Here is a 24175-nt window from a genome sequence, read left to right on the forward strand (position 1 = left end):
GCGCCGATGGTACTTGGACCGAAGGGTCCTGGGAGAGTAGGACGTTGCCAAGCACATGAGACCACTGTTGATTCATTCAACAGTGGTTTTTTGTTATATAGGGTTATATTTACTAGCAAAATAGGGTGACATTTTTGTTACCGACAGGTCGTTGGATACAAGTATAATAGGAATGTGCAAATATTAAGCAAAACCTTAATACGAATGAACTACTCTCAAAAATTCCGATTTCGAATTTTCTTGTGTCTTTAGATGCATGGTAGAGGTAAGGAGGATTTAAGGTATGATGCGAACTAGACGGTTCTGGACGCTATTCATTCTTTGTATAGTGGTTGGACTAATAGCAGGCTGTGGAACGAAGGAACCTTCATGGCAATCGTTTGAAGGTGCACTGAATGAGAAGAGTTTTCCCGTTCCTAAAGAAGCGAACTCCCCAGATAGGATGACTACGAATGTAGCTATGGATTATGTACGCTATTCTTTACCAGGGTTGAAGGAAAAAGAAAGTATTCCTAAGCCTTATATAGAGGCAATTGAGGCATGGGGCTGGATTGAACAGAAGAAGGCTGAGGATAGTGCCTCCCGGGTTTTTCAAAAGGATGGGTTGAACGTTCATGTAACTGTACATGACGACTATTTCATAGTTATGGTACCCAAAGAAAAAAAGACCTCTATAAAAGGACTAGAAAGCAAATAAAATGAACGCCATCCGGGAGATGGTGTTCATTTTATTTTGAGCTATGTAAAACTGCAGTTTTTTACTGAGAGTAATAGGAGGCATCGGTGGGACTGAACTTCAACATTCCTTGCTCGTGACCGAGATTTAGACGGAACAAAGCGTATAAACGTGGTAGCAACAACCACAAGTGGAATAGAGCCATCGAAAGGGTAAAAGCGGGTGGAGCCCAAACAATAAAGAGGGCCGGAATACAAAGGCCGATCCAAAAGTTATGCATTTGGACTCTTTTAAACAGACTGTAACTGATATATTGATCAGGCATATAACCTATCCATGGAAGCCTGAATGAAGACCTCCATTTCTTTGTAACCCGGTTTCCTGTGATAATCAGCACTGAATGTGAGATTACATACTGAATCCATAAAACGACAGGCGCTGCTATAATAAAATAGAGTAAGCTTAGCCGGGAGAGAAATAAGGTTTCCAGCAGAATAAATGCAAGAGGAAGCGTTAGATAAATTCGCAGCATCCTAATAGAGATGTTATTTTTTTGAATGAGCTTATATTGATAAAATGTAGCTGAACCTTTGGGATTGGCTTCCATACAAAAAGGCTGACCTCCTTACAAGTTGTCTTGTACCTAATATCGGCATTTTAAGGCTTTTTATTAAACGGAAGTGAAAATCACCAACTGAATGACAGTAGAATATATATAATATAGGATACCCTAGGATATGAAAAAACTATGAAAGGGTTTAAAATGATAGAAGGTGTATCATACTGTTCTTAAAAGAGTCAAGGTGGGATGGCTATATGGAAGAACAAAACGGGCAAGCTTGTATCATTTGCGGGCAGGTTAAAGAAGAAGGTATTGTGATTGTCTCGCATTTTATTTGTGAGGATTGCGAGGCGGAAATGGTGCGTACAGAGGCTGAAGATGCTAAGTATCGCTTTTTTATCGGTCGCATGAAGAAGATCGGCCTGCAAAAGAACGCGTGATTACAGAAGCTGCGTTTCATATATTTGCAGCGAAAAAAGAGTGGGCGGTGGAGAAAACGGTGCCACATCGGTTGAATAAAGATATGTTCCATAAGCGGCTTCACCGTGCTACCTGCGGGAGAGGCCGTTTTATTGTGTATAAGACTCTGTTTTCTATTGAGTAATAGGCGTTTTCATACATTTGCGTTAAAATAGAAGGAAGCCTGCTGTGGAAGGAATAGATTGATGAATGACGAACAGCGCAATACAGCGCCTTTATATGAAATGCTGGAACTATATAGAGAAAAGGGTAATACTTCTTATCATGTACCCGGGCATAAAAACGGACGGGCATATAGCGACGCTTACAGCGCAGGCTTTCTAAGCGAAGTTATGAGGTCTGACGTTACAGAGATTACCGGTACGGATGATCTGCATCACCCAGAAGGAGTTATAAAGGAAGCGCAGGAACTGGCGGCAGATTGCTTTGGAGCAGAGGAAAGCTTTTTTATGGTTGGAGGAAGTACAGCTGGTAACCTGGCACTGATCCTAACGGTATGCTCAGAACCGGGAATGACCTTGATTCTGCAGCGGAATGTGCATAAATCTGTGATTCACGGGTTGATGCTGGGTGGGGTGAAGGCTGTGTTTTTGGAACCGCTGCTGGATCCTGACAGCGGGATTGCCGTAGCTCCGGCGGTAGAGACAATGCAGGCTGCTTTGGCAGCTCACCCTGATGCCGCAGGTGTCCTGATCACCATGCCTAATTATTACGGCATGGGCATTGATCTTGCGCCCCTAGCAGAGGCCTGCCACAGCTGCGGTGTACCGCTGCTGGTTGACGAGGCCCATGGGGCGCATTACGGGCTGCACCCCGCGCTGCCCGCCGGGGCGCTTCTCTGTGGCGCGGACGGCGTAGTGCAGTCCACGCATAAGATGCTTCCAGCGCTGACCATGGGCGCCATGCTGCATATACAAGGGCCGCGGCTCGACCGCGCCCTGCTGCGGCAGCGGCTCGCCATGGTCCAGAGCTCCAGCCCATCATACCCCGTGATGGCTTCGCTCGATTTGGCCCGGCGGCTGGTGCACAGCCAGGGGCCGGAGGCCTTCACGGCGGGGCTCGCCGCCGTGAATACCCTGCGGCGCGGCCTGGCGGAGCTGCCGCGCTATGGGCTGCTGCAGCCGGCACCGCCGCTGCAGCACTCCGGCGGGGGCCGCGCAGCCTCCGCCGTAGCAATCACGCCGCCGGGAGAGGCGGCGTATGTCACACAGGACCCTTTCAAGGCCGTCATTTATGACGTCACCGGGGTCCTGGGCGGGTTCGAGCTGCAGCGCCGGCTCGAAGCCCGGGGGTGTGTGCCGGAGATGAGCGATGACCGGCACGTAGTGCTCGCATTCAGCCTAGGCTCCAGAGTGGAAGATGCGATTCGTCTCCTTGATGCCCTGAGAGAGATAGACATCGAGTTAGAATCCGAGATTACAGGGGGTACGATATTAGCATTAGCCTCGTGTGCTATTAACCAGAGCTCAGCGGTGGAAGAACTCATATCTAACACAAATTCGGACAAAGTGAATATTTCCACGTGGAACAATTACAAAGATAATATCATTTCGGCACCGGTCCCTTTCTCCCTTAAGCCTGTGGCTGCTGGGGAGAAAGAAAGTATTCTGCTGCAGGACAGCGTGGGTAGAATTGCTGCAGAAATGGTCACTCCGTATCCCCCTGGAATCCCCTTAGTGTACCCCGGTGAAAGGATTACCAGCGGGATATGCAGCAGACTAACAGCTTTATCTCGTGCAGGGGCCAAGTTTCAGGCTGCAGCTGATCCGTCATTAGGAAGTATAGTAGTGTACAACATTAGGAAAGGCGGAGAGGTATAAGTGGCCCGCGAAGGATTGTTTATTACATTAGAAGGCGGCGAGGGCTCCGGTAAGACCACAGTGATGGGAAGACTAGCCGCCTATTTGCAAAATAGATCCATGCCTTACCTGATTACCCGTGAGCCTGGTGGAATTGAGATCGCAGAGAAAATACGGTCCATTATTCTAGATCCTGCCCACACGGCTATGGATGCACGGACAGAAGCTCTGCTCTATGCAGCTTCCAGAAGCCAACATTTATCGGAACGTGTCGAACCGGCTCTAAAAGAGGGGCTGACTGTACTTTGTGATCGTTTTGTAGACAGCAGTCTTGTGTATCAAGGGTATGCCAGAGGACTAGGAATAGAGGAAGTCTGGAACATTAATCGCTTTGCGATAGGTAGCCGGATGCCCGACATTACATTCTATCTGGATATTGAGCCTGAGATTGGCTTGTCCCGAATTGCTGCAAATCAGGAACGTGAAGTGAATCGTTTGGATTTGGAGAGTGTCGAATTCCACCGTAAGGTTAGGGAAGGGTACCAGCTAGTGGCAGCAGCCTATCCTGAGCGTATAGTTGTTTTGGATGCCAATCGCCCTCTTCACAGCGTAGAACAGGATATTATACGAACGCTGGAAGTGAGGATATTAAAGGATTTTCAATGAGTTTTGTCTAATATATAACATCAGTACATTATGGGCAGAAATTCATATGATAAAGAATTACAGGTTACTACAAACTTCAAGGAGGGGATGCAAAGATGAAATTAATCATTGCGATTATCCAGGATAAGGACAGCAATCGTTTGTCGAGTGAGCTTGTTAAGGCTAATTTCCGTGCCACAAAACTGGCAAGTACCGGCGGATTTTTACGGGCGGGGAATACCACGTTTATGATAGGGATCGAGGACATCCAGGTTGAGAGTGTTCTGAATGTCATCCGTAACAGTTGTAAGGTTCGTGAGCAGCTTGTGACTCCGGTGACTCCAATGAGTGGCACGACTGATTCATATTTGCCGCTGCCTGTAGAAGTACAGGTTGGCGGAGCTACCGTATTCGTGCTTCCTGTCGATCGTTTTGAGCATTATTAAATCAACAGTACCGCAGAAACGGTTGTTTACGTTAGTAAGTCAACTGTACAGACCGTTTCTGCGTGGCGGGACCCTTAATACGCCGAAGAAAGAGTTATGGGGGAATTCCTGTGAAAATTAATCCGGGCTATAGGCCCCTTAAGAGTGATCTGACTAATGTCGAAGGCGCAAATAGGCCAGTCAAGCAAAAAAACTTCTCTGACGTATTTCAGCAACAGGGTGAACAGGCAACGCGTGATGAGTTAACCCGGCAGATTAAGGATATTCAGGTACAGGGTGATCGGTTGTCCAAATCGATGACCATACGTGAACTAACTATTTATCGGACAATGATCAAACGATTTCTGGAGGAAACAGCTAGACGAGGTGTTGTTCTGAAGGAAACACGGGGTTGGGATCGCCGCGGCCGTGGTAAGCGTTATAAGCTTCTTGATGAAATAGATGAGGCTTTGTTATCTTTAGCGGACGATTTACTGGAAAGTGAAGAGGGCCGTATTGATTTATTGGGACGGGTTGGGGAAATTCGTGGAATGTTGATTAACCTTTCTTTTTAAAAGTTCAGGAGGAATTTATGCCTTTTCATGATATATTGGGCCAGGAGAATGCCAAGCGGCTGCTTCAAAATGCTTTGCGTAAAGAAGCTGTAAGCCATGCCTATTTATTCAGTGGGCCGGCCGGCAGTGGACAAATGAAGACCGCCCTTACGTTTGCACAGGCTATTTTTTGTATAAAGTCTAAGGATGATGCTTGCGGGGAATGTCTGGAATGTCGAAAGGTGGAGCATGGCAACCATCCGGATCTTCAGCTCCTTAAACCAGATGGAGCCAGTATCAAAATAGATCAGATCCGAGATTTGCAGCGGGCTTTTTCCTACCGTTCCGGAAGTCCAAACCCAAAGGTGTATATTATAGATGAAGCAGATAAAATGACGGTACAAGCCGCCAACAGTCTGTTGAAATTTTTAGAAGAACCGCCTGCACCAGCTGTTGGTATACTAATAGCTGACAACAGCCGTTCACTACTGCCAACCATTCAATCGCGCACCCAACGCATTCCCTTTAGTCCCTTGCATCCGGAAATTATGCTTCAGGCATTGGCAAGTGAGGGCATTCCTGCTCCTCTAGCCCGGTGTGCGGTATCCCTTACTTCAGGATTAGAGGGCTGCAGAGAGCTTTTGCAACAGAATTGGTTTGCAGAAATGAGAAATCTAATGTTACAATTAGCAAAGGAGTCTTTGGGCAAGGGAAGTTCTGCGGTGGCGACCGTGGGGCAGAAGTTGTTCAAGACCGGGCTTGGTGAACATTTGGACATCCTTTTCAGCATGTTCCACCTATGGTTCAAAGATATGCTCTACTTCCTGTACCGAAAGCACGAGAGTATTGTTTTTATAGATCAGTTAGACTTCATCTCCAGGCACGCAGATCTCCGCGATGCAACAGAGTGGGTAGCTTATATGGACTTTGCGGCTGAAAGCACAAAAAAGCTGCGGTCTAATGCTAATGCCCAGTTGTGTTTGGAACAATTTTTAATTCGTCTGGAAAGTTGATGGATAATTATTATTTGTGCTTGCATATATCCTCCGGATGTCGCTTTAACCAGAAGTATCGGTTTAACGGATGAGAAAGGACAAGCATGAATCATCGGGGAGCGGACGGCTCGGGTTCTTTTTACCGGCATACAAGGGGGTTAGTTTTTGTATAGCGTAGTAGGTGTCCGCTTTAAAAAAGCGGGTAAAATATATTATTTTGATCCAGTTGAATTCCCGATTGAAAGGGATCAGTGCGTCATTGTTGAGACGGCTCGCGGGATCGAATATGGTAGAGTCGTTATAGGCAAAAAAGAAGTACAGGAATCAGATGTGGTTCTTCCGCTTAAGAAGGTTATGCGTATCGCCGGTGATACTGACGCTCGTGTAGTGGAAGAGAACAAAGGGGCAGCAAAGGACGCATTCACGGTCTGTTTGAATAAAATTCGTGATCATGCGCTTAAAATGAAGCTTGTCGATGTGGAATTCACATTTGACCGAAATAAGATTATCTTTTACTTTACAGCCGAGGGTCGCGTTGATTTTCGGGAATTGGTAAAGGATTTAGCCAGCATCTTCCGTACTCGAATCGAACTGCGCCAAATTGGTGTTCGTGATGAGGCAAAAATGCTGGGGGGCTTGGGCCCTTGCGGACGAGTTCTGTGTTGTTCATCGTGGCTGGGTGATTTCGAACCGGTGTCGATCAAAATGGCTAAGGATCAGAATCTTTCGCTTAATCCAACTAAGATTTCCGGACTTTGCGGACGACTCATGTGTTGCCTGAAATTTGAGCATGATAATTATGAAAGTGTTAAGGAAGAAATGCCTGCGGTTGGTAAAGTAGTAATCACCTCCCTTGGAGATGGTAAGGTAGTAGGAATTAATGCTGGAAGCCGCACAGTTCATGTACAGTTGTTTGAAGTGGGCAAAGTTAAAGAACTTCCAATGGATGATGTTGTCGTCAAGTAAACCATTAAAGGTTACTTTCGGGGTGGAAACTTGGAGAAAAAAAATATATTTGCACACATGCAGGATATGGAAGCTCAGATGGAGAGCATGCGAACCAATCTTAGTAATTGGAAACAGACTGTAAAAGATTTGATGGAAGCTAATCAAAGGCTTAGTCTGGAGAATGAGCAGCTACGCAAGATTTTAAAAAGAGAAGCACCGATACCCTTTGACTCGCCCGCAGCAGACTCTGCGGATCCGGCAGCAATTTTGACTACTGGTGAAGGTCCTGAGGAGGTTGTCGGGGAAGGTTATGATAATTTAGCCCGGCTTTATCATGAAGGGTTCCATATTTGCAATGTCTATTTTGGACATTTGCGTACGGAGGGCGATTGTCTGTTCTGTCTGTCTTTTCTTAATAAATAAGGATATTCAGCCGTAGGGAGAACCATGCCTACGGTTTTTTTGATAAGATTCATCAGATTTAATATAACTTTTTAGGAGATTATAAGAATGAACCCATTAAATGAAGTACCTATTCCTTTATTGCCGTCCGAGCGGATAGATGATTTGTTGACTCACGATTTACGCATTATCCAAAGTGATGAAGTATTCAGTTTTTCCATGGATGCGGTGCTGTTGGCACGTTTTGCGAGTGTTCCGCCTCGAGGCCGTGTTCTTGACCTCTGTACGGGCAACGGAGTTATTCCGATGCTGCTTACTACACGTACCAAAGCATCTATAGAAGGAATTGAAATTCAACCACGCCTTGCGGATATGGCCCGCAGAAGTGTAGCCATTAATGGGCTTCAAGAGCGAGTTATCATACATGAAGGAGATTTACGTGAGCTGTATAAGGTGGAAGGTCATGGTGTTTACGATGCTATCACGGTTAATCCACCTTATATGCCGCTTAACGGAAGTGATCTTAAGCTGAATACTCATCAGGCAATGGCGCGTCACGAGCTGGGCTGCACCTTGGAAGAGGTTATTCAGGCCTGTGTCCGTCTAGTCCGTACCGGAGGCAAGGTGAGTATGGTTCATAAGCCGCAAAGGCTGGTGGATATTATGACTTTGATGAGACAATACAGGCTGGAACCGAAAATCATTCGGTTTGTACACCCTCGTGCTCATATGGAAGCTAATATGGTACTTATTGAAGCCATACGTGACGGAAAGCCTGAGGCTCGTCTACAGCCTCCATTGATCGTTTATAATGAGGACAATCAATACTGCCAGGAGATTTTGGATATCTACTACGGAGCTAAAGAGGGTAAATCATGACATTAACACGCCAAAGCAGTTTTCATGTTAGAGATGATGGACACCAACCGGAAGGAACAGGTTCGCTATACCTCGTGGCTACACCAATTGGAAATTTAGAGGACATGACCTTCCGGGCCGTTCGAACTTTGAAGGAATGCGATATTATCGCTGCTGAAGATACGCGGCAAACCCGTAAATTGTTAAGTCATTTTGAAATTTCACCCTCATTGTTATTCAGCTATCACGAGCATAATAAGGGGGCGAGCGGGCCTGAATTAATTCGGTATATAATAGAAGGAAAAAATTTGGCGCTTGTCAGCGATGCTGGTCTGCCGGCGATTTCTGACCCTGGAGCCGATCTTGTAGCACTCGCCATTCAAGAGGGGATTCCGGTCATTCCCATACCCGGAGCAAACGCAGCTCTTTCGGCCTTGATCTCCTCAGGACTGCCTACCTCAACTTTTACTTTTGCCGGATTTCTGCCTCGGGAGCGCAAAGATATCCGTGCGGTATTGGCCACACTTCGATCCACACAAGGGACATTATTATTCTATGAGTCCCCTCATCGAGTCAGTAAGACCCTTGTCCATTTACTGGAGGCATTCGGTAACCGCAGGATTGTTCTAGCCCGTGAACTTACCAAGCGGTATGAGGAGTTCGTACGGGGAACTATTGAGGAATGCAGTGAATGGCTGGTAGAGCATCCACCTCTTGGGGAATATGTCATCGTTGTAGAAGGTGAGAGCAAGGAGGAGGCAGAAAGCGCAGAGTCTGCATGGTGGCGTAAGCTAAGCGTCGAGGAGCACGTAACCCATTACGAGGCATTAGATATTCCACGCAAGGAAGCTATGAAAAAAGTGGCCTCTGACCGCAGTGTTTCGAAAAGAGATATCTATAACTCCCTATTGTCAAAGGAGTGAAGTAGTTGGCAATTCCCGAAGGGAGAGCGTCATTGCCTTGGAGTAGTTGGCGATTCCCACAGGGAGAGCAGCGATTGTGCTTGCACAGAGCGGAGCCTTTAGTATGTAAGGTTCTGAGGGTGCTCCCGTAAGGGGAACCCGATAAGAACCGATTCCCTCGCCAGTACTTACTTCTCACCTCGTACTCCCTTGTTTAACCGAAAATTCCGGGTGTCCAGAGGGCGGAGCCCTTGGGGCCCTCCCTGTAGGGAGGGTTTGGGAGGGTGAAAAAGGCAAAAAAATACCTCCCGTATATGCGGGAGGTTAAGGAGATATAAAAAAGGTTAGAATTAACAATTTGATAAGTCCTATTATATACTATTAGTTCTAATTTGTCACAGGGGTAGGGATAGCAGAGATGCATTCGTGACAAACTATTTTTCCTTTGAAATAGGTAACATTTTCAGCATTACCACAGAAGATACAAGCTGGTTCGTACTTTTTGAGCATGATACGCTCACCGTCTACATAAATCTCAAGGGCGTCTTTTTCTCCAATGCTTAGTGTACGACGCAATTCAATAGGAATAACTACCCGTCCAAGTTCGTCTACTTTTCTCACAATACCGGTTGATTTCATCATTATATTTATTGCTCCTCTCAAAATCATAAAAATCGTAAAGTAATCATTAGTATAAATAATCAAAAGTGTCATTATTCGACATTGTTCTCTGTTTTATGATACTTATAATACCAACCATTCCCAAAACAGTCAACCTGTTTTTCAAGAAATTTAAAGTTTATTTAATAATTTTCTCTATACAACGCTTATTTCTTCGTAAAATAGCCAATATATTGTAAAAAAATAGGTTAATAATTTGGAAGTCCTTATTTCGACACTATTCGACATCAAGAGACACCAACTGCTATTCAAAGACACTAACTGTCATACAAAGACAAGGCGAATCCTTCAAACCCTATGGATACTAAGGAGCTGATTTCATGAAACAACCGCTCACTGAAGAAAAGGTTTTCAAAGATCCGGTTCATAACTATATACACGTGCAGGATACCATCATTTGGCGCTTAATTAATACGAAGGAATTTCAACGTTTACGCCGAATTCGCCAATTAGGCACTTCATATTTCACCTTCCACGGTGCGGAGCATAGCCGTTTTTCACATTCTCTCGGTGTGTACGAAATTACAAGACGAATTATTTCCCAGTTTGAAAGAAGCGGCTATGGCGACTGGATACCGGAGGAAAGATTGCTCACTTTATGTGCAGCGTTGCTTCATGATTTAGGGCATGGTCCGTTTTCACATTCCATTGAGGAAGCTTTTGATATGAACCATGAGGATTGGACTTGTAGAATTATTTTAGAAAACACGGAGATTACTGAAATCTTAAGGGATGTAGAAGTGGATTTTCCAAATAAAGTAGCTTCGGTCATCTCTAAAACCTATGAGCATGCCATTGTTGTGAATTTGGTCTCGAGTCCTCTAGATGCGGATCGTATGGACTATTTGCTTAGGGATGCATACTACACGGGTGTAAATTACGGAACTATTGATATTGATCGTATTTTGCGGGTGCTTCGCCCTTACAATGGACGAGTTGTAGTGAAGGAATCGGGTATGCATGCTATTGAGGATTATTTAATGTCCAGATATCAGATGTATTGGCAGGTATATTTTCATCCGGTTACGCGAAGCTCTGAAATTATTTTGCGTCAGATCTTCCGGCGAGCTAAGGAGCTTGTTCAAAAGGAATTTAATTTCAAGTTCATGATAGAACCGCTCAGTGACTTATTTCGAGGTGAGGTGACAGTTGAGCAATATTTATTGTTAGATGAGGCGCTTGTTCAAACGGCGTTTATGCAATGGACTCTTGAAAAGGATGAATTGCTGAGTGACTTGTGCAACCGATTCATCCATCGTAAACTGTATAAATATGTGGAAATGGAGAACCTTGATCTGGAAACCATTGACGAAATCCGCCGAAGCTTTGGCGCAGCGGGACTCCATCCGGAGTATGACTTGGAAGTGGATTTTCCCACGGATCTTCCGTATGACGTATTCCGTCCAGGCGAGGGCTTTGACAGCAAGCAAATATTGCTGTTAGACCGGCAGGAGCGACTTCGGGAAATCTCTGAGGTTTCCGATATTGTGCGCTCAATAAGCGGCATTCATCGTGGAAGATATCACCTTTATTTTCCCCAGGACAAGCTGGATAAAGTAATTGCGCAGCTGCCTTCGTCGATTGCAGAATTATTCAGAAGGTAATACAAAAATAATATGAAATGTTCATAGAAATATACAAGCCGGAAGGGGAGCAAAACATGTTTCTTTTTGACACACATACTCATTTGGATGCTCCGGAATTTGACGAAGACCGCGACGAAATCATCGCTCGTGCAGTGAAAGCCGGAGTAAGCAAAATGATAAATATTGGATTCAATAGGGAGACGATTCCCTCCACGATGAAGCTTGCTGAATCTTATGATTTCATATATGCAGCAGTCGGATGGCATCCGGTAGACGCCATCAACATGACAGAACATGATCTGGAATGGATTGCTTCCTTGTGCAGCCATAAAAAAGTGGTGGCTATCGGGGAAATCGGACTTGATTATCACTGGGATACATCTCCAAAGGATGTTCAGCAACATGTATTTAGACAGCAGATTGGCTTGGCCCGTGAACTGGGCATGCCGATAGCCATTCACAATCGAGATGCGCATGAGGATGTGGTTAGAATCCTGAGGGAAGAGAAGGCAAATGAGGTTGGAGGCGTCATGCACTCCTTCTCAGGCAGCTGGGAAACTGCCAAAATATGTCTGGACTTAGGTTTTCATTTGTCATTTGGGGGACCCATCACATTTAAGAATGCCAGAGTTCCCAAAGAGGTGCTTGCCCAGACCCCTTTAGACCGTTTGCTTATCGAAACAGACTCTCCATATCTAACCCCTCATCCCTTCCGTGGAAAGCGAAATGAGAGCGCACATGTGAAGCTTGTGGCGGAGGCAGCCGCGGAAATAAAAGGAATAACTTGGGAGGAAATGGCTCAAATTACGTATGCGAACGCACTGGAACGATTTGGGATTGTCTGAAAACGGGAGTAAATGGGCCGAAAAAAAGAGTATAGACGATATATTAAACTTTTTTAATGAAAAAACGGCCGAATATTACAATATTTTAATCATTTTTTTACGTAAACGTGCTTGAAGTGGACTTTACAACATGCATCAAAACACGTTATCATCTTTTCAGTGCAGTGAGCTGTTGATATTTGTAAACAGCCATTGATTCATGGATCGTCTCGCTGAGTCTCCGTATGGAGAACGGGGGAACCAATATTGTCATGCCGTACTGTATCGCCGTACATAGAGTACACAAGAAGCATGCCGCAGACAATATTTGATTTCTTTACGTGGTCTTTGGGGTGAATTTAAGGGCAACCGCCGTGAGCGGGTGACCTGAAATAGGGCGTCTCTCTTTCGCCCGAACCCGACAGCTAACCCCGTAAGCGCAAGTAAGAGAGGAAACCTCGTGCATACACATTCTCGCGTATTCTTACACCGGAGAAGCCACGAAAGAGTCCTCATAAGTACTCTTTTAGGCTTCTTTTGTTTTGAATAAAGTGAATGTTTCCGACATACTGTTATACAACAGGAGTGGGAGAAGCTATGCCGGGCAGGCGATCCATGAGCAGGAGACGCAAAGAGAAATGTAGGCGTGTCCTGTGACAATCTCAAATAGTTATCGTCAGAACATATTCAGTCAGCTTGTAAAACTAGTAGACGACGAGGCTATGTAAGGAGGATGGAGAGAATGGGCGTATTCCAACCAGAGGTATCCCATGATTCACAATCATCCAGCAGGTCTTACGCATTACGGTGGGAGCAAGTGAATTTGCGCGTACTTTCACTTGCAGGCGTGGTTTCAATCGCTATCGCGCTATTAATTCTGCTGTACGTACACGGTCAAAGCAGCAAACAATTTGTTTTAGTAATAGACGGGCAAGTCCAGGCGCTGGAAACCCGCGAATCGCTTCTAGGTGATGTGCTGGCGAAGGAACAGATTTCGCTGCAGCCGCATGACAAAATTTCTCTAGGGCTTAGTGATAAGTTACAGGATGGTGACCGTGTCGTCATTACCCGTGCGAAGCAGGTTAGCCTTACTGCCGATGGAGAGACCAAGACACTCTTTACAACCGAGAGCACCATTGGCCTTGCGATTAACAAGCTTGGAATTGCATTAAAGGGCTCTGATAAGATTTTTCCTTCGTTAGACACCACAGTAGCCGCAAACATGGAGATCAAAATTGTCCGCATAAACAAGCAAATCGTAGAGCGGACGGAGAGTTTACCTTTCCGGATCATCAAGACAGCGGACCCCTCCCTTCCTAAGGGTACAGTCAGAGTAGCACAGGCCGGCAAACCCGGTGTAATGATTCAGCATATCGAAAAGGTCTATCAAGACGGAGTACTTGCCTCCATGCGTATGCTTGGAAAGGAAGTACAAACGGTAACCAAAGATAAAGTCATTGCCATAGGGACCAAAGCTATTCCTAAGCCTGTTGTTGCAGTAGAAACTTCTAAAACGACCTCCAAATCAACTAAAGTGTCTGCAAGCAGCACTAACGTCGCAAGTAAAGCAGGCGTAGACTTCGATTACAAAAAAATAATTAAGAATGTCTCAATGACGGCTTATTCTTCGGAAGAACCAGGTATCGGTACCCGTACTGCCTCCGGAACACGCGTAACGGAAGGTCGAACGATTGCTGTTGATCCAGATATTATTCCTATGGGATGGTGGGTTTATATTGAGGGATTAGGCTTCCGCCGTGCTGAGGATACCGGTGGTGCCATCAATGGCAATAAGATCGATGTATATTATGATTCATTAAGCAATGCTCGTAATTTCGGCCGTAAGTCACGTACCGTGTATGTGATTGGACCGGTCAAACCGCAGTTGGATTAATCGTTACTTTTTGCAAAAAAACGCCTTATAAGCTATAGTGATGAGTAGCAGAATATGGAACGTCAAAGATCGCAGAGCTGTCGCTCATCACTTATACATTCTTTAGCCAAAAAGAAGAGGGGCGAATCCTCTTCTTTTTGCGTTGTATGGAGTTGTACCGAAAGGAAGATATTATGATTAAGGAAATGATTGTCGTTGAAGGGAAAAGCGATACAGTGGCTGTGAAACGGGCGGTAGAGGCAGATACGATTGAGACGGGTGGTTCAGCCGTGAACAATAGCATCATCGCCAAAATCGCGCTGGCTATGGAACGGAGAGGCGTCATTATCCTGACAGACCCGGACCATGCGGGTGAACGCATACGTAAGATCGTCTCTGCTAAAGTACCTGGCTGTAAACATGCCTTTATTCCAGAGAAGGATGCAACTCGCAAAGGAGATATCGGCGTGGAGAATGCTTCACCAGAAGCGATACGACACGCACTGGCGCATGTGCATACCGCTTTTGAAGGTTCCATCCCTGTTATTGGAATTGATGATCTGATGGAGGCGGGAATGCTGGTTCATCCTCATGCTGCAGAAAGAAGAATGGCATTGGGGAATTTACTTGGAATCGGTTATTGTAACGGCAAACAGTTGTATAAACGGCTGTCGATGTTTGGCATTACGCGGGAGGAATTTGCCCAGGCTCTCGCCCAAATTGAATTAGGAGGTCTCACTTCATGAACGGCAGAGAGCAAATATCATCCCCGAAGAGAACTAAGGAAATTATTCAACGCTACAAATTTTCATTCAAAAAAAGTCTAGGTCAAAACTTTTTGATTGATCAAAATATTCTTGACAAAATTGTTGAAGCAGCAGAACTGGACAGCAGCGCAGGGGCTTTGGAAATTGGCCCAGGAATCGGAGCTTTAACCGAGCGTTTGGCTCAGACAGCCGGTGCTGTAACCGCTGTAGAGATTGACCGCAGGCTGATTCCTATTTTACGGGATGTATTGTCCCCTTATCCTCATGTTAAAGTGCGAAATGATGACGTCTTGAAAGTTGACCTTAAGGAATTGTTCGCGGAAGACTTTGCCGGGGTGGAGAGAGTCAGTGTAGTGGCTAATTTACCCTACTATGTAACTACACCCATACTCATGAAGCTGCTGGAGGAGAAACTGCCTTTAGATAATATTGTGGTCATGATTCAAAAGGAAGTCGCTGAACGAATGGCAGCCTCACCAGGTGGCAAAGAATACGGAAGTCTTAGCATTGCAGTGCAATACTACAGTGAGCCTGAACTGGTCTGTAAAGTTCCCAAAACGGTATTTATCCCCGAGCCGAATGTGGAATCAGCGGTTATCCGTTTGAAGGTAAGACAGCAACCACCCGTTGAGGTTGCCGATGAGTTGCACTTCTTTGAAGTGGTACAGGCTTGTTTCGTTCAACGTCGCAAGACGATTGCCAATAATCTTAAAGCCCGTTATTTCCCCCAAGAGGGCCGAGAGCGCCTGGAGGCATTACTGGCGGAGGCTGGAATTGAGCCAACCCGCAGAGGGGAAACACTTAGCATTGAGGAATATGCCCGTCTCAGCGGCGTTCTGTTGGCAGCAGGGATTGCTTAGGCTAAAAACATGTCAGAATAAGAACCAACCGTGACCTTTGCCCATAGGATGGGGTAGAGGTGATGTTGTAATGAATTTGGGAGACCTGGTCGTTCGTAAATCCTATGGCGGCGATGTGACTTTTCGCGTGGAGCATATAGTACAAAATAAGGCCGTCATCAAAGGGACAGAGTTCCGTCTGCTGGCGGACTCTCCGCTCCACGACTTGATTCAAGTGCCTCCTACCCGTACTACGGAGCGGGGACAAAGAGCGCAGATTAAGGCAAGAGAATCATTGACGCTACTGCAGAAGGATAGGCTTGAGCAAAGCCAGCGAAGTTTAGGGGCTGCAATTGGCGCTTGGACTCAGCAAGTTCCTAAAGAAGCGTCTCATTTTGAAGTACCCGGGAAGGTGCTGCATCTTGACGGAGATCCGGCGTATTTGAACAAAAGTCTTAGCTTATACGAGCAATTGCGAATTCCCGCTGAAGGACATCATGTTCATGAATCTGCAATGGCGGATACCTTGTTCAGACTTCTTCCCCGTGTACGTCCGGATATTGTGGTAATTACGGGCCATGACGGAGTACTGAAGCAACATCATGCGGCATATGATTTATATAGTCTGAGCAGCTATAAAAACTCGCAAAACTTTGTAACGGCGATTCAAATTGCTCGGGATTATGAGCGGAACTTTGATGCATTGACTATTGTAGCCGGGGCCTGCCAGTCCCATTTCGAAGCGCTGCTGGGCGCAGGGGCGAATTTCGCCAGTTCCCCGGGGCGGATTTTAATTCATGCTTTAGATCCGGTGTATATAGCGGCCAAAGCTTCCTTCACCTCTATTCGGGATACCGTTAACCTGAACGACGTACTGAACCATACGATCAGTGGCAGCCAAGGAGTTGGCGGGATTGAGACACGCGGGACCTTTCGAATCGGGATGCCAAGGCCTCAAAATCTATCTACATTAAAGGTAACGCCCTCAGTAATGTGAAGAGTGTTGCAGCGTTAAGTTCTATTAAGAAAGGAGGGCTAAAAAGCCTCCCTTTCTTATTTTTAGTTTGTATACATACAAGCTTTGTTTCCGATAACAAGGGCGAAGCTGAGTAACTCCCCATGGGCAAAAAAAATCCGTTGACAACCATTTTTACATCATCTATAATTATTTATTTGATTTGACAGGAGATATATAAAGATGTATAATGGACAAGGAAAGAGGTGGTCGTCAGGTAATGGCTAATAACGCGCTGTTGGAAATTAAACGCAGTCTCGAAGCTCATGTCGGTCATAAGATTACGCTACGTGCAAACGGTGGTCGCCGTAAAACCGTCGAGCGTACCGGAGTCCTGGAAGAAACGTACCCTTCTGTATTCATTGTCAAACTAGACCAGGAGCAACAAACGTTCAAACGTGTCTCCTACAGTTATACCGATATACTTACTGAATCTGTGGAAATCACAGTCTGCGAAGATGACGGGCAGATGCGAGTTATGTATATTAAAGCTTAAATGATTCAGAAACAGTCTTCCTTCGGGGGGCTGTTTTTTTCGTGCATGATTCCTGTGAACAGCAACCATACTAATGAGGTATTACGAACGTTATCCAATACCCTAAGGAGGAACCGAATATGAGCCGCAGAAGACGGAGTGTGATGTCTGATGAGCTTAAGACGGAGCTGGCCAAGGATCTGGGCTTCTATGATACCGTTGAGCGTGAGGGTTGGGGCGGTATTAAGGCGAAGGATGCAGGGAATATGGTGAAGCGAGCGATTCAGCTTGCAGAAGAGGCCGCACGTAAATCGTAGTTCTCATTTATGTCATGTTTTGATTATTTGAAGGGCACCGGCTTTAAATAGCGGTGTTCTTTTGTGCGTTTTACTTTAGAATGGACTTAGGTACAAGTTTCTCATATAATATGTTAAGTTGTTTTGAGGGAAAAATGAAGGTGGGTGAACGCCTTGAAGATGTATGAAAAAGCGCCGGCTAAAATAAATTTAATGCTGGATGTGCTGCATAAGCGCCCGGATGGCTTTCATGAGGTAGAAATGATTATGACCATGGTCGATCTGGCGGACCGCCTGGAGCTGTCAGAGATGCCGCGGGATTCGATTATAATATCAAGTCAGGCCGGCTATATTCCGCTGGATGAGAAAAACTTGGCATTTCAGGCTGCCAGGCTTATTAAAGACCGTTACGATGTAAAGAGTGGCGTACATATTCATTTGGATAAAAGAATCCCAGTAGCAGCCGGACTGGCAGGCGGCAGCAGTGATGCGGCAGCTACCCTGCGGGGATTAAACCGCCTGTGGGGGCTTGATATTCCCACCCAAGAGCTATTGGCGCTTGGAGCTGAGTTAGGTTCGGATGTGCCATTTTGTATCACCGGAGGAACCGCTCTGGCAACGGGACGCGGTGAGAAGCTGACACCGATTGGAAGCCCGCCGCAATGTTGGGTCGTTCTGGCGAAGCCCCCAATTAATGTGTCTACAGCGGAGGTGTACGGACGCCTGCGCAGCAGCATCATTGGTGTGCATCCTTCATCCCTCCTAATGCGAAAGGCCATTGAGGAAGGGGACTTCCAAGACGTATGCGATAAGCTCGGGAATGTGTTGGAGGAAGTGACTCTTAAGTTGCACCCTGAGGTGCAGCAACTGAAGGAAGCCATGATCAAATTAGGTGCAGACGGGGTACTGATGTCCGGAAGCGGTCCAACTGTATTTGGTTTGGTCTCCAAGCAATCCAAGGTAGCCAGAATCTACAACGGGCTGCGGGGATTTTGTAAGGAAGTATATGCAGTACGGATGTTGACTTAGAATTTATCCTGTCTAGGTGAAACGGAAATGTTCCTTAAAGAACGGCAAAGTTGTTTCTTCTTGTATAAACCCGTACAAAAGTGATATATTTCTCTATATTATTCGGTTTTGGCGAGGAGCGTTCCGTGAAAAAACTTAAGAGAAGTCAGCGTTTGGTAGATATGACTCAATTTTTACTTGAAAAGCCCCATGACCTGTTACCACTGTCTACATTTGCCGACCGATACGGATCGGCTAAATCGTCTATTAGTGAGGATTTGGCTATTATAAAAGAAGTGTTTGAAGGAGAAGGTATGGGAGAGCTGCAGACATTTGCCGGCGCAGCCGGAGGTGTACGCTTTATTCCTAGAATGCCAAAAGATATGGCCCTTTCCTTCGTCCGCGGACTATGTGTCCAATTAGAACAAAGCGACCGGATTTTACCCGGTGGATATCTGTATATGTCAGACCTGTTGGGACTGCCCTCTTTAATGGAGCAGGCGGGTAAAATAATTGCTACGGCTTTTTACGGAGCAGAAATAGACGCCGTGATGACCGTAGAGACAAAAGGTATTCCGCTTGCCTATGCAACAGCTGCTCAATTGGGTTTACCTGTAGTATTGGTTCGCAGGGATCATCAGGTAACGGAAGGTTCAGCCGTAAGCATCAACTATGTATCCGGTTCACATAAGAGCATTCATACGATGTCATTATCCAGACGTGCACTCCCGGAGAAATCACGTGTCCTTATCGTGGACGACTTTATGAAAGCGGGTGGAACCGTAAGAGGCATGGTTGATCTGCTGGGAGAGTTCAAATGTCAGGTGGCCGGCGTAGGTGTCCTGGTAGAATCAGGTGCGGTAGAATGGGAAGAGCGTCTGCTTCATGATTATGTATCACTTGTGAAGCTGAGCGAGGTCGACTCCAAGGAGAAGCGTATCTCGGCACATCCCGGTAACTTTTTCGCAACATAAGGATAGTATAGGTAACATGGAATTTGTCGAATCGGTGAGGAATATTGAAAGAGCTTCTCGTTTTATGTCGAAACCGATGGTATCGCAAAAATATTCTTCTTTAACAGTCATTTTTTGGAATGAAAAAGAAGGAATTCGCTTTGCTGTGTGGAATTATACACCAAGTCTCTGATGGAAAAAGGTGGTGAACACACACATGCAAATTACGGATGTCAGACTCCGCCGCGTCAACTCTGAGGGGAGAATGAAAGCAATTGCATCCATTACCATCGATAACGAGTTTGTTGTTCATGACATTCGAGTGATCGACGGTAACAACGGGATGTTCGTTGCTATGCCCAGCAAACGTACACCGGACGGCGAATTCCGCGACATCGCACACCCGATTTCGTCGGGAACACGCGAGAAGATCCAATCCGCTGTATTGGCCGAGTACGATCGCGCCGCTACGGAAGAAGAAGAAGTTATTGAAGAGGGAGCTTAAGCTTTCTTGAAAGACTGCTGCCCTTGCTGGCGGCATTAAGGTCATGCCATTTTTATAAGATCAGACTGTTCAAACTTCTTGGATTTCTTCCTGATCTTGCAAGAGAAGCTGCTGCTATTGAAGGAATGTATGACATCTTCGAAAGGGCAGTGATAAATGTTTTTCTTATTGGGGTTCGAAGAAAAGGGAGCCATGCCTTAATGGTTCTCTTTTCTTTTTGCCCGGAATGAGATATATTCAGTAGTGAGTTCAAGAGTAGGAGGTTGGCATTCTTGAAAAGAATGGCTGTAGTTCTTGCCGCAGGTCAAGGCAAGCGTATGAAATCTAAATTATATAAAGTGCTGCACCCCGTTTGCGGTAAGCCGATGGTTGGGCACGTGCTTGATACAGTAAAAGCGACCGGATGCGAACGAAGTATTGTTATCGTTGGGCATGGCGCAGAAGCGGTTCAAGCTTATTTGGGCGAGAAGGCGGAATATGTGCTGCAGGAAGTGCAGCTAGGTACCGGTCACGCCGTGAAGCAGGCGAAGGATTTGCTTGGCAAGGAAGAAGGTACAACCATTATTATTTGCGGAGATACACCGCTTGTAACAACGGAAACACTGGAAGGGCTTATGGCTCTTCATGAACAACGTAAGGCAGCCGCAACCGTACTAACAGCTGTGATGGAACATCCAGCCGGTTATGGACGAATTATTCGCGGTGAAGACGGCGGTGTTCTAAAGATCGTAGAGCAGAAGGATTGCACTGCGGAAGAAGCTGCTGTATGCGAAATTAATACAGGCACTTATTGTTTTGACAACTCCAAATTGTTCGCCGCTCTGGATAAGGTTACGAACAGTAACAATCAACAGGAATATTATTTGACGGATGTCATCGGCATTCTAAAGACACAAGGTGATATTGTTCTGGGATACCAGGCGAAGGATCCTGCTGAGTCTATTGGAGTAAATGACCGCCTCGCATTATCAGAAGCCGAAGGACATATGAGACAACGCATCAACAAGCAGCATATGCTGAATGGTGTGACTATTATTGATCCTACAGCTACTTATATTGGAGCCGATGTTATTATTGGAGCCGATACCATTCTTTATCCAGGAACGCTTCTGAAAGGTAATACCGTGATTGGGGACAATTGTGAGATTGGACCTGCGAGTGAAATCGAAGACTGCCAAATACTAGACGGAGCAGTGATCAAGCACTCCGTACTAAGTCAGGCACAAGTCGGCGCACGGACTACCGTTGGGCCTTTTGCCTATTTACGTCCAGGTGCTGTTCTTGGTGATGAGGTAAAGATTGGTGATTTTGTGGAAATTAAGAATGCTACCATTGGTGACGGTTCTAAAGTTTCGCATCTGAGCTACATCGGTGACGCGTCTGTTGGCCGGAATGTAAATGTTGGCTGCGGAGCAATCACCGTTAATTATGATGGATATAATAAAGCTAGAACTGAAATTCAGGATGATGCCTTTATTGGCAGCAACGTAAACCTTATTGCTCCGGTCACTGTGGGTAAAGGCGCTTTTGTTGTCGCCGGGTCAACCATTACACGTTCGGTATCTGAGAATGACCTTGCCATTGCCAGAGTGCGGCAAGAGAACAAACCGGGGTATGCGGAAAAGATCCGCTCCCGTGCGAAAGCTAAGAAAAACCAGTCGAGTCCATCGTAAAGCATGCTGTAACGCCACACGGACTAGAACAGACGCCTGCATCGAGTTGGGATACCTCGTATCCTTGCAGGCACTGATTTCTTTGAATATTCCGCGCCGGCGTCTTTGAAAAGTTAAATTCCGTCACGGAGGGTTTAAATTTTATGACTTATTGCGATTCCAAATTAAAAATCTTTACCTGTAACTCCAACCCTAAGCTTGCCCATCAAATTGCTGATTACATCGGTATTCCTATGGGTGAATCCCATACCACCAGCTTTAGTGACGGAGAAATTCAGGTCAAGCTGTCGGAGAGTGTGCGAGGCTGCCATGTATATATTGTGCAGTCTACCTGTGGTCCGGTTAATGACAACCTAATGGAACTGCTTGTTATGGTAGATGCCTTGAAACGTGCATCCGCCAAGAGTATCAATGTGGTTATTCCTTACTATGGATATGCCCGACAAGACCGTAAAGCACGTTCGCGCGATCCAATTACGGCCAAGCTGGTTGCTAACCTGATTGAAAAAGCCGGCGCTCACCGTGTTATTACGATGGATCTTCATGCTATGCAAATTCAAGGATTCTTCGATATTCCGGTAGATCACTTGCTGGGTGTTCCTATCTTGGCCCAGTATTTCCGTTCTAAACAAATCCAGAACCCTGTTGTTGTATCACCGGATCATGGCGGGGTTGTACGTGCAAGAAAGCTGGCTGATTTCCTTAATGCTCCTTTGGCGATTATTGACAAACGCCGCCCAGAGCCGAATGTCAGTGAAGTTATGAATATTATCGGGAATATTGAAGGTAAAACTGCCATCCTTATTGATGATATTATTGATACGGCAGGCACAATTGTTCTTGGAGCCAACGCTCTTATGGAAGGCGGCGTGAAGGAAGTATATGCTTGCTGTACGCATCCTGTCTTGTCAGGCCCTGCCCATGAACGTCTTGAGAATTCTCCGATTAAGGAAATTATTGTAACGGATACGATTCCTATTCGTAGCGAAAATCCAACCTCTAAGCTCACGGTGCTGTCTGTAGCTCCGCTTATGGGTGAGGCTATTATCCGCGTTCACGAAGAGCTTTCCATCAGTAAATTGTTCGAGATCGAATAAGCTGCTGAGAATATAAAAGGGTTACACCTCCGTTTATGGAGATGTAACCCTTGTCGGCGTGATGCTGGTTGAATGTTATCATTCAGTAGCCGGGCCGTGATATAAATGTAAACACTCTACGGTTATAGAGCGTTCCCTGCAGCTCTGCAAAGTTGTCATCTACGGCGGTCAGCACGCCAATATCCACATGCACGGTGCCTCTACAGACTTCTACAGGTACAGCATTTTGTATGTGATATTGGAAATGGCGCTGAAGCGTCAAAATCTCACCCTGGTGTAACATCATTGATCACCTGTTTTCGGAGTATAATTCGGTCAATGGGTTATTAATACTTTTATTGTACCAAAAACACACTTCTCCTGCCGGAGAGTCTGCATGGAAAGGGAAGGTTCGTTCATGAAATGGATTGTCGGGTTAGGAAATCCGGGTTCGCAATACTCGAAAACAAGGCATAACGTTGGCTTTATGGCTCTGGATGAGCTGGCTGGGAGACACGGTATCGCTTTTAATCAGAGTAAATGTAAATCTGTGATCGGTGAAGGTGTCATCGACGGGGTCAAGACCGTACTGATTAAACCGATGACGTTTATGAACCTTTCTGGTGAAGCGGTTCGAGCATACATGGATTATTATAAGGTAAACCTTGAAGACATGATCGTAGTTTATGATGATCTGGATACTGAAATCGGAAAGGTTCGTTTGCGCTATCAAGGCAGCCCAGGCGGCCATAACGGCATCAAGTCCATTATTCAGCATACAGGTACACAATCCTTCAATCGAGTGCGGCTGGGTATATCCCGTCCTGAGCCGGGGTTCGCTGTAGTGGATTATGTACTCTCTTCATTCCCTAAGAAGGAAGGAGACAAACTTAAATCTATGCTGGCTGATACTTGTGATGCACTTGAGTTCAGTCTACGTCATACTTTTGAGCAAACCATGGCCAAGTTTAACGGTTAGAGCTGACTGGTTTAGATGCTGAAGGCTAAAGTCCGGAGCTAGAGGGCATAATGAAGGTATATACTATCTTCAGGAGGCATATAGATGGCAATAAACTATGTTTGCAGGCACTGCCGTACATTTCTCGGAAGCATCAACAAAAATGATGCTACCGAAATGCAGCTCGGCCTTCATTCCTTGACCCCTGCGGAGCGCAGAGATATAATTGCGTATGATTCAGAAGGCGAGATAACGGTAAAGGTAACTTGTGATTACTGCAAAGAGGCCTTTGAAAACAATCCAGAACTTAGCCTTCTGGCCAGTCCGCTTCAGTAGTGTGGAGGCGGTACTTGTTTTATCGTCATCCGCAAGCCTTGGCCTCACAGCTGAGGCTTCTTTT

Annotated in this window: 29 protein-coding genes and 1 riboswitch; of the genes, 26 read left to right on the forward strand and 3 right to left on the reverse strand. The window is 45.8% G+C overall.

What is annotated here, in order from left to right; all coding sequences use genetic code 11:
- Nucleotides 1-283 precede the first annotated feature (283 nt).
- Nucleotides 284-697 (forward strand): hypothetical protein, encoded by a 414-nt coding sequence (locus J2T20_RS21360; protein ID WP_307591327.1) that lies wholly within the window; start codon nucleotides 284-286, stop codon nucleotides 695-697.
- A gap of 61 nt (nucleotides 698-758) precedes the next feature.
- On the opposite strand, the gene J2T20_RS21365 is transcribed toward J2T20_RS21360, so the two are convergent.
- Nucleotides 759-1283, reverse strand: a complete 525-nt coding sequence (locus tag J2T20_RS21365; RefSeq protein WP_307591329.1) for a hypothetical protein — start codon at nucleotides 1281-1283, stop codon at nucleotides 759-761.
- Between the two features lie 209 nt (nucleotides 1284-1492).
- Here J2T20_RS21365 and J2T20_RS21370 point away from each other — a divergent pair, with 209 nt between their 5' ends.
- From J2T20_RS21370 to rsmI, 10 genes are all read left to right on the forward strand, one after another.
- Nucleotides 1493-1678, forward strand: a complete 186-nt coding sequence (locus J2T20_RS21370; RefSeq protein WP_036651672.1) for a sigma factor G inhibitor Gin — start codon at nucleotides 1493-1495, stop codon at nucleotides 1676-1678.
- 225 nt (nucleotides 1679-1903) lie between these two features.
- Nucleotides 1904-3538 (forward strand): aminotransferase class I/II-fold pyridoxal phosphate-dependent enzyme, encoded by a 1635-nt coding sequence (locus J2T20_RS21375; RefSeq protein WP_307591332.1) that lies wholly within the window; start codon nucleotides 1904-1906, stop codon nucleotides 3536-3538.
- Nucleotides 3539-4183 (forward strand): dTMP kinase, encoded by a 645-nt coding sequence (tmk, locus tag J2T20_RS21380; RefSeq protein ID WP_307591333.1) that lies wholly within the window; start codon nucleotides 3539-3541, stop codon nucleotides 4181-4183.
- A 95-nt stretch (nucleotides 4184-4278) separates the two neighbouring features.
- The gene (locus J2T20_RS21385) at nucleotides 4279-4608 is read left to right on the forward strand and encodes a cyclic-di-AMP receptor (protein ID WP_036651664.1); all 330 of its coding nucleotides are present in this window, start codon (nucleotides 4279-4281) and stop codon (nucleotides 4606-4608) included.
- A 110-nt stretch (nucleotides 4609-4718) separates the two neighbouring features.
- Nucleotides 4719-5162, forward strand: coding sequence for a YaaR family protein (locus J2T20_RS21390; protein ID WP_307591334.1), 444 nt, complete (start codon nucleotides 4719-4721; stop codon nucleotides 5160-5162).
- Between the two features lie 17 nt (nucleotides 5163-5179).
- Nucleotides 5180-6154, forward strand: coding sequence for a DNA polymerase III subunit delta' (holB, locus tag J2T20_RS21395; RefSeq protein ID WP_307591336.1), 975 nt, complete (start codon nucleotides 5180-5182; stop codon nucleotides 6152-6154).
- Between the two features lie 147 nt (nucleotides 6155-6301).
- Entirely contained in the window at nucleotides 6302-7102 is an 801-nt protein-coding gene (locus J2T20_RS21400; RefSeq protein WP_307591338.1) for a PSP1 domain-containing protein, read from the forward strand.
- A 30-nt stretch (nucleotides 7103-7132) separates the two neighbouring features.
- Nucleotides 7133-7507, forward strand: coding sequence for an initiation-control protein YabA (locus J2T20_RS21405; RefSeq protein ID WP_307591340.1), 375 nt, complete (start codon nucleotides 7133-7135; stop codon nucleotides 7505-7507).
- Between the two features lie 87 nt (nucleotides 7508-7594).
- Complete coding sequence (locus J2T20_RS21410) at nucleotides 7595-8365, forward strand: tRNA1(Val) (adenine(37)-N6)-methyltransferase (protein ID WP_307591342.1); 771 nt, start codon at nucleotides 7595-7597, stop codon at nucleotides 8363-8365.
- The gene (gene rsmI, locus J2T20_RS21415) at nucleotides 8362-9267 is read left to right on the forward strand and encodes a 16S rRNA (cytidine(1402)-2'-O)-methyltransferase (protein ID WP_307591344.1); all 906 of its coding nucleotides are present in this window, start codon (nucleotides 8362-8364) and stop codon (nucleotides 9265-9267) included. Before J2T20_RS21410 ends, rsmI begins: the two co-directional genes overlap by 4 nt.
- A 366-nt stretch (nucleotides 9268-9633) precedes the next feature.
- Here rsmI and J2T20_RS21420 read toward each other — a convergent pair whose 3' ends face one another.
- Nucleotides 9634-9888 (reverse strand): AbrB/MazE/SpoVT family DNA-binding domain-containing protein, encoded by a 255-nt coding sequence (locus J2T20_RS21420; protein WP_036651645.1) that lies wholly within the window; start codon nucleotides 9886-9888, stop codon nucleotides 9634-9636.
- Between the two features lie 359 nt (nucleotides 9889-10247).
- Between J2T20_RS21420 and J2T20_RS21425 the strand changes: the two genes are divergently transcribed.
- The 13 genes from J2T20_RS21425 (at nucleotide 10248) to J2T20_RS21485 (ending at nucleotide 22838) form a co-directional block, all read left to right on the forward strand.
- The gene (locus tag J2T20_RS21425; protein ID WP_307591346.1) at nucleotides 10248-11531 is read left to right on the forward strand and encodes an HD domain-containing protein; all 1284 of its coding nucleotides are present in this window, start codon (nucleotides 10248-10250) and stop codon (nucleotides 11529-11531) included.
- A 56-nt stretch (nucleotides 11532-11587) separates the two neighbouring features.
- Nucleotides 11588-12358 carry a TatD family hydrolase gene (locus tag J2T20_RS21430; RefSeq protein ID WP_307591348.1) on the forward strand — a complete coding sequence of 257 codons (771 nt, stop codon included), beginning with the start codon at nucleotides 11588-11590 and terminating at the stop codon, nucleotides 12356-12358.
- 200 nt (nucleotides 12359-12558) lie between these two features.
- A riboswitch (cyclic di-AMP (ydaO/yuaA leader) is annotated at nucleotides 12559-12792 on the forward strand.
- 287 nt (nucleotides 12793-13079) lie between these two features.
- Nucleotides 13080-14231: a 3D domain-containing protein gene (locus J2T20_RS21435; RefSeq protein WP_307591350.1), complete on the forward strand. Its 1152-nt coding sequence runs from the start codon at nucleotides 13080-13082 to the stop codon at nucleotides 14229-14231.
- 173 nt (nucleotides 14232-14404) lie between these two features.
- Nucleotides 14405-14956: a ribonuclease M5 gene (gene rnmV, locus J2T20_RS21440; protein ID WP_307591351.1), complete on the forward strand. Its 552-nt coding sequence runs from the start codon at nucleotides 14405-14407 to the stop codon at nucleotides 14954-14956.
- A complete protein-coding gene (rsmA, locus tag J2T20_RS21445; RefSeq protein WP_307591353.1) occupies nucleotides 14953-15837 on the forward strand; it encodes a 16S rRNA (adenine(1518)-N(6)/adenine(1519)-N(6))-dimethyltransferase RsmA in 885 nt (294 codons plus the stop codon). The genes rnmV and rsmA overlap by 4 nt, the downstream gene beginning before the upstream one ends.
- 70 nt (nucleotides 15838-15907) lie before the next feature.
- A complete protein-coding gene (gene yabG, locus J2T20_RS21450) occupies nucleotides 15908-16813 on the forward strand; it encodes a sporulation peptidase YabG (RefSeq protein WP_307591356.1) in 906 nt (301 codons plus the stop codon).
- A 238-nt stretch (nucleotides 16814-17051) separates the two neighbouring features.
- The gene (veg, locus tag J2T20_RS21455; RefSeq protein WP_036651625.1) at nucleotides 17052-17327 is read left to right on the forward strand and encodes a biofilm formation stimulator Veg; all 276 of its coding nucleotides are present in this window, start codon (nucleotides 17052-17054) and stop codon (nucleotides 17325-17327) included.
- A gap of 119 nt (nucleotides 17328-17446) precedes the next feature.
- A complete protein-coding gene (locus J2T20_RS21460; protein ID WP_307591358.1) occupies nucleotides 17447-17623 on the forward strand; it encodes a small, acid-soluble spore protein, alpha/beta type in 177 nt (58 codons plus the stop codon).
- 153 nt (nucleotides 17624-17776) lie between these two features.
- A complete protein-coding gene (gene ispE, locus J2T20_RS21465; protein ID WP_307591360.1) occupies nucleotides 17777-18631 on the forward strand; it encodes a 4-(cytidine 5'-diphospho)-2-C-methyl-D-erythritol kinase in 855 nt (284 codons plus the stop codon).
- A 125-nt stretch (nucleotides 18632-18756) separates the two neighbouring features.
- Nucleotides 18757-19584, forward strand: coding sequence for a pur operon repressor (gene purR, locus J2T20_RS21470; RefSeq protein WP_307591362.1), 828 nt, complete (start codon nucleotides 18757-18759; stop codon nucleotides 19582-19584).
- Nucleotides 19585-19780: 196 nt separating this feature from the next.
- Nucleotides 19781-20068 (forward strand): septation regulator SpoVG, encoded by a 288-nt coding sequence (gene spoVG / locus J2T20_RS21475; protein WP_020425826.1) that lies wholly within the window; start codon nucleotides 19781-19783, stop codon nucleotides 20066-20068.
- 272 nt (nucleotides 20069-20340) lie between these two features.
- On the forward strand, nucleotides 20341-21741 hold the full coding sequence (gene glmU, locus J2T20_RS21480) for a bifunctional UDP-N-acetylglucosamine diphosphorylase/glucosamine-1-phosphate N-acetyltransferase GlmU (RefSeq protein WP_307591364.1): 1401 nt from the start codon (nucleotides 20341-20343) through the stop codon (nucleotides 21739-21741).
- Between the two features lie 143 nt (nucleotides 21742-21884).
- Entirely contained in the window at nucleotides 21885-22838 is a 954-nt protein-coding gene (locus J2T20_RS21485) for a ribose-phosphate diphosphokinase (RefSeq protein ID WP_036651607.1), read from the forward strand.
- An 82-nt stretch (nucleotides 22839-22920) separates the two neighbouring features.
- Here the strand turns inward: J2T20_RS21485 and J2T20_RS21490 are convergent, their stop codons facing one another.
- Nucleotides 22921-23124, reverse strand: coding sequence for a hypothetical protein (locus J2T20_RS21490; RefSeq protein ID WP_307591365.1), 204 nt, complete (start codon nucleotides 23122-23124; stop codon nucleotides 22921-22923).
- A 111-nt stretch (nucleotides 23125-23235) separates the two neighbouring features.
- On the opposite strand from J2T20_RS21490, the gene pth reads away from it, so the two are divergent.
- Together pth and J2T20_RS21500 are read left to right on the forward strand one after the other, a co-directional pair.
- On the forward strand, nucleotides 23236-23796 hold the full coding sequence (gene pth, locus J2T20_RS21495) for an aminoacyl-tRNA hydrolase (RefSeq protein WP_307591449.1): 561 nt from the start codon (nucleotides 23236-23238) through the stop codon (nucleotides 23794-23796).
- Between the two features lie 84 nt (nucleotides 23797-23880).
- On the forward strand, nucleotides 23881-24111 hold the full coding sequence (locus J2T20_RS21500; RefSeq protein WP_307591367.1) for an anti-sigma-F factor Fin family protein: 231 nt from the start codon (nucleotides 23881-23883) through the stop codon (nucleotides 24109-24111).
- Nucleotides 24112-24175 lie beyond the last annotated feature (64 nt).

It is taken from the genome of Paenibacillus wynnii (assembly GCF_030812855.1).
In the GTDB taxonomy this organism is placed as follows: Bacteria; Bacillota; Bacilli; order Paenibacillales; family Paenibacillaceae; genus Paenibacillus_AQ; species Paenibacillus_AQ wynnii_A.

What these genes read in the sequence shown, in the direction of transcription:
- J2T20_RS21360 (WP_307591327.1), top strand. Translation starts at nt 284, where the DNA reads ATGATGCGAACTAGACGGTTCTGGACGCTATTCATTCTTTGTATAGTG.
- J2T20_RS21365 (WP_307591329.1), bottom strand. Translation starts at nt 1,283, where the DNA reads ATGGAAGCCAATCCCAAAGGTTCAGCTACATTTTATCAATATAAGCTC.
- J2T20_RS21370 (WP_036651672.1), top strand. Translation starts at nt 1,493, where the DNA reads ATGGAAGAACAAAACGGGCAAGCTTGTATCATTTGCGGGCAGGTTAAA.
- J2T20_RS21375 (WP_307591332.1), top strand. Translation starts at nt 1,904, where the DNA reads ATGAATGACGAACAGCGCAATACAGCGCCTTTATATGAAATGCTGGAA.
- J2T20_RS21385 (WP_036651664.1), top strand. Translation starts at nt 4,279, where the DNA reads ATGAAATTAATCATTGCGATTATCCAGGATAAGGACAGCAATCGTTTG.
- holB (WP_307591336.1), top strand. Translation starts at nt 5,180, where the DNA reads ATGCCTTTTCATGATATATTGGGCCAGGAGAATGCCAAGCGGCTGCTT.
- J2T20_RS21410 (WP_307591342.1), top strand. Translation starts at nt 7,595, where the DNA reads ATGAACCCATTAAATGAAGTACCTATTCCTTTATTGCCGTCCGAGCGG.
- rsmI (WP_307591344.1), top strand. Translation starts at nt 8,362, where the DNA reads ATGACATTAACACGCCAAAGCAGTTTTCATGTTAGAGATGATGGACAC.
- J2T20_RS21420 (WP_036651645.1), bottom strand. Translation starts at nt 9,888, where the DNA reads ATGATGAAATCAACCGGTATTGTGAGAAAAGTAGACGAACTTGGACGG.
- J2T20_RS21425 (WP_307591346.1), top strand. Translation starts at nt 10,248, where the DNA reads ATGAAACAACCGCTCACTGAAGAAAAGGTTTTCAAAGATCCGGTTCAT.
- J2T20_RS21430 (WP_307591348.1), top strand. Translation starts at nt 11,588, where the DNA reads ATGTTTCTTTTTGACACACATACTCATTTGGATGCTCCGGAATTTGAC.
- J2T20_RS21435 (WP_307591350.1), top strand. Translation starts at nt 13,080, where the DNA reads ATGGGCGTATTCCAACCAGAGGTATCCCATGATTCACAATCATCCAGC.
- rnmV (WP_307591351.1), top strand. Translation starts at nt 14,405, where the DNA reads ATGATTAAGGAAATGATTGTCGTTGAAGGGAAAAGCGATACAGTGGCT.
- rsmA (WP_307591353.1), top strand. Translation starts at nt 14,953, where the DNA reads ATGAACGGCAGAGAGCAAATATCATCCCCGAAGAGAACTAAGGAAATT.
- yabG (WP_307591356.1), top strand. Translation starts at nt 15,908, where the DNA reads ATGAATTTGGGAGACCTGGTCGTTCGTAAATCCTATGGCGGCGATGTG.
- veg (WP_036651625.1), top strand. Translation starts at nt 17,052, where the DNA reads ATGGCTAATAACGCGCTGTTGGAAATTAAACGCAGTCTCGAAGCTCAT.
- J2T20_RS21460 (WP_307591358.1), top strand. Translation starts at nt 17,447, where the DNA reads ATGAGCCGCAGAAGACGGAGTGTGATGTCTGATGAGCTTAAGACGGAG.
- spoVG (WP_020425826.1), top strand. Translation starts at nt 19,781, where the DNA reads ATGCAAATTACGGATGTCAGACTCCGCCGCGTCAACTCTGAGGGGAGA.
- J2T20_RS21485 (WP_036651607.1), top strand. Translation starts at nt 21,885, where the DNA reads ATGACTTATTGCGATTCCAAATTAAAAATCTTTACCTGTAACTCCAAC.
- J2T20_RS21490 (WP_307591365.1), bottom strand. Translation starts at nt 23,124, where the DNA reads ATGATGTTACACCAGGGTGAGATTTTGACGCTTCAGCGCCATTTCCAA.
- pth (WP_307591449.1), top strand. Translation starts at nt 23,236, where the DNA reads ATGAAATGGATTGTCGGGTTAGGAAATCCGGGTTCGCAATACTCGAAA.
- J2T20_RS21500 (WP_307591367.1), top strand. Translation starts at nt 23,881, where the DNA reads ATGGCAATAAACTATGTTTGCAGGCACTGCCGTACATTTCTCGGAAGC.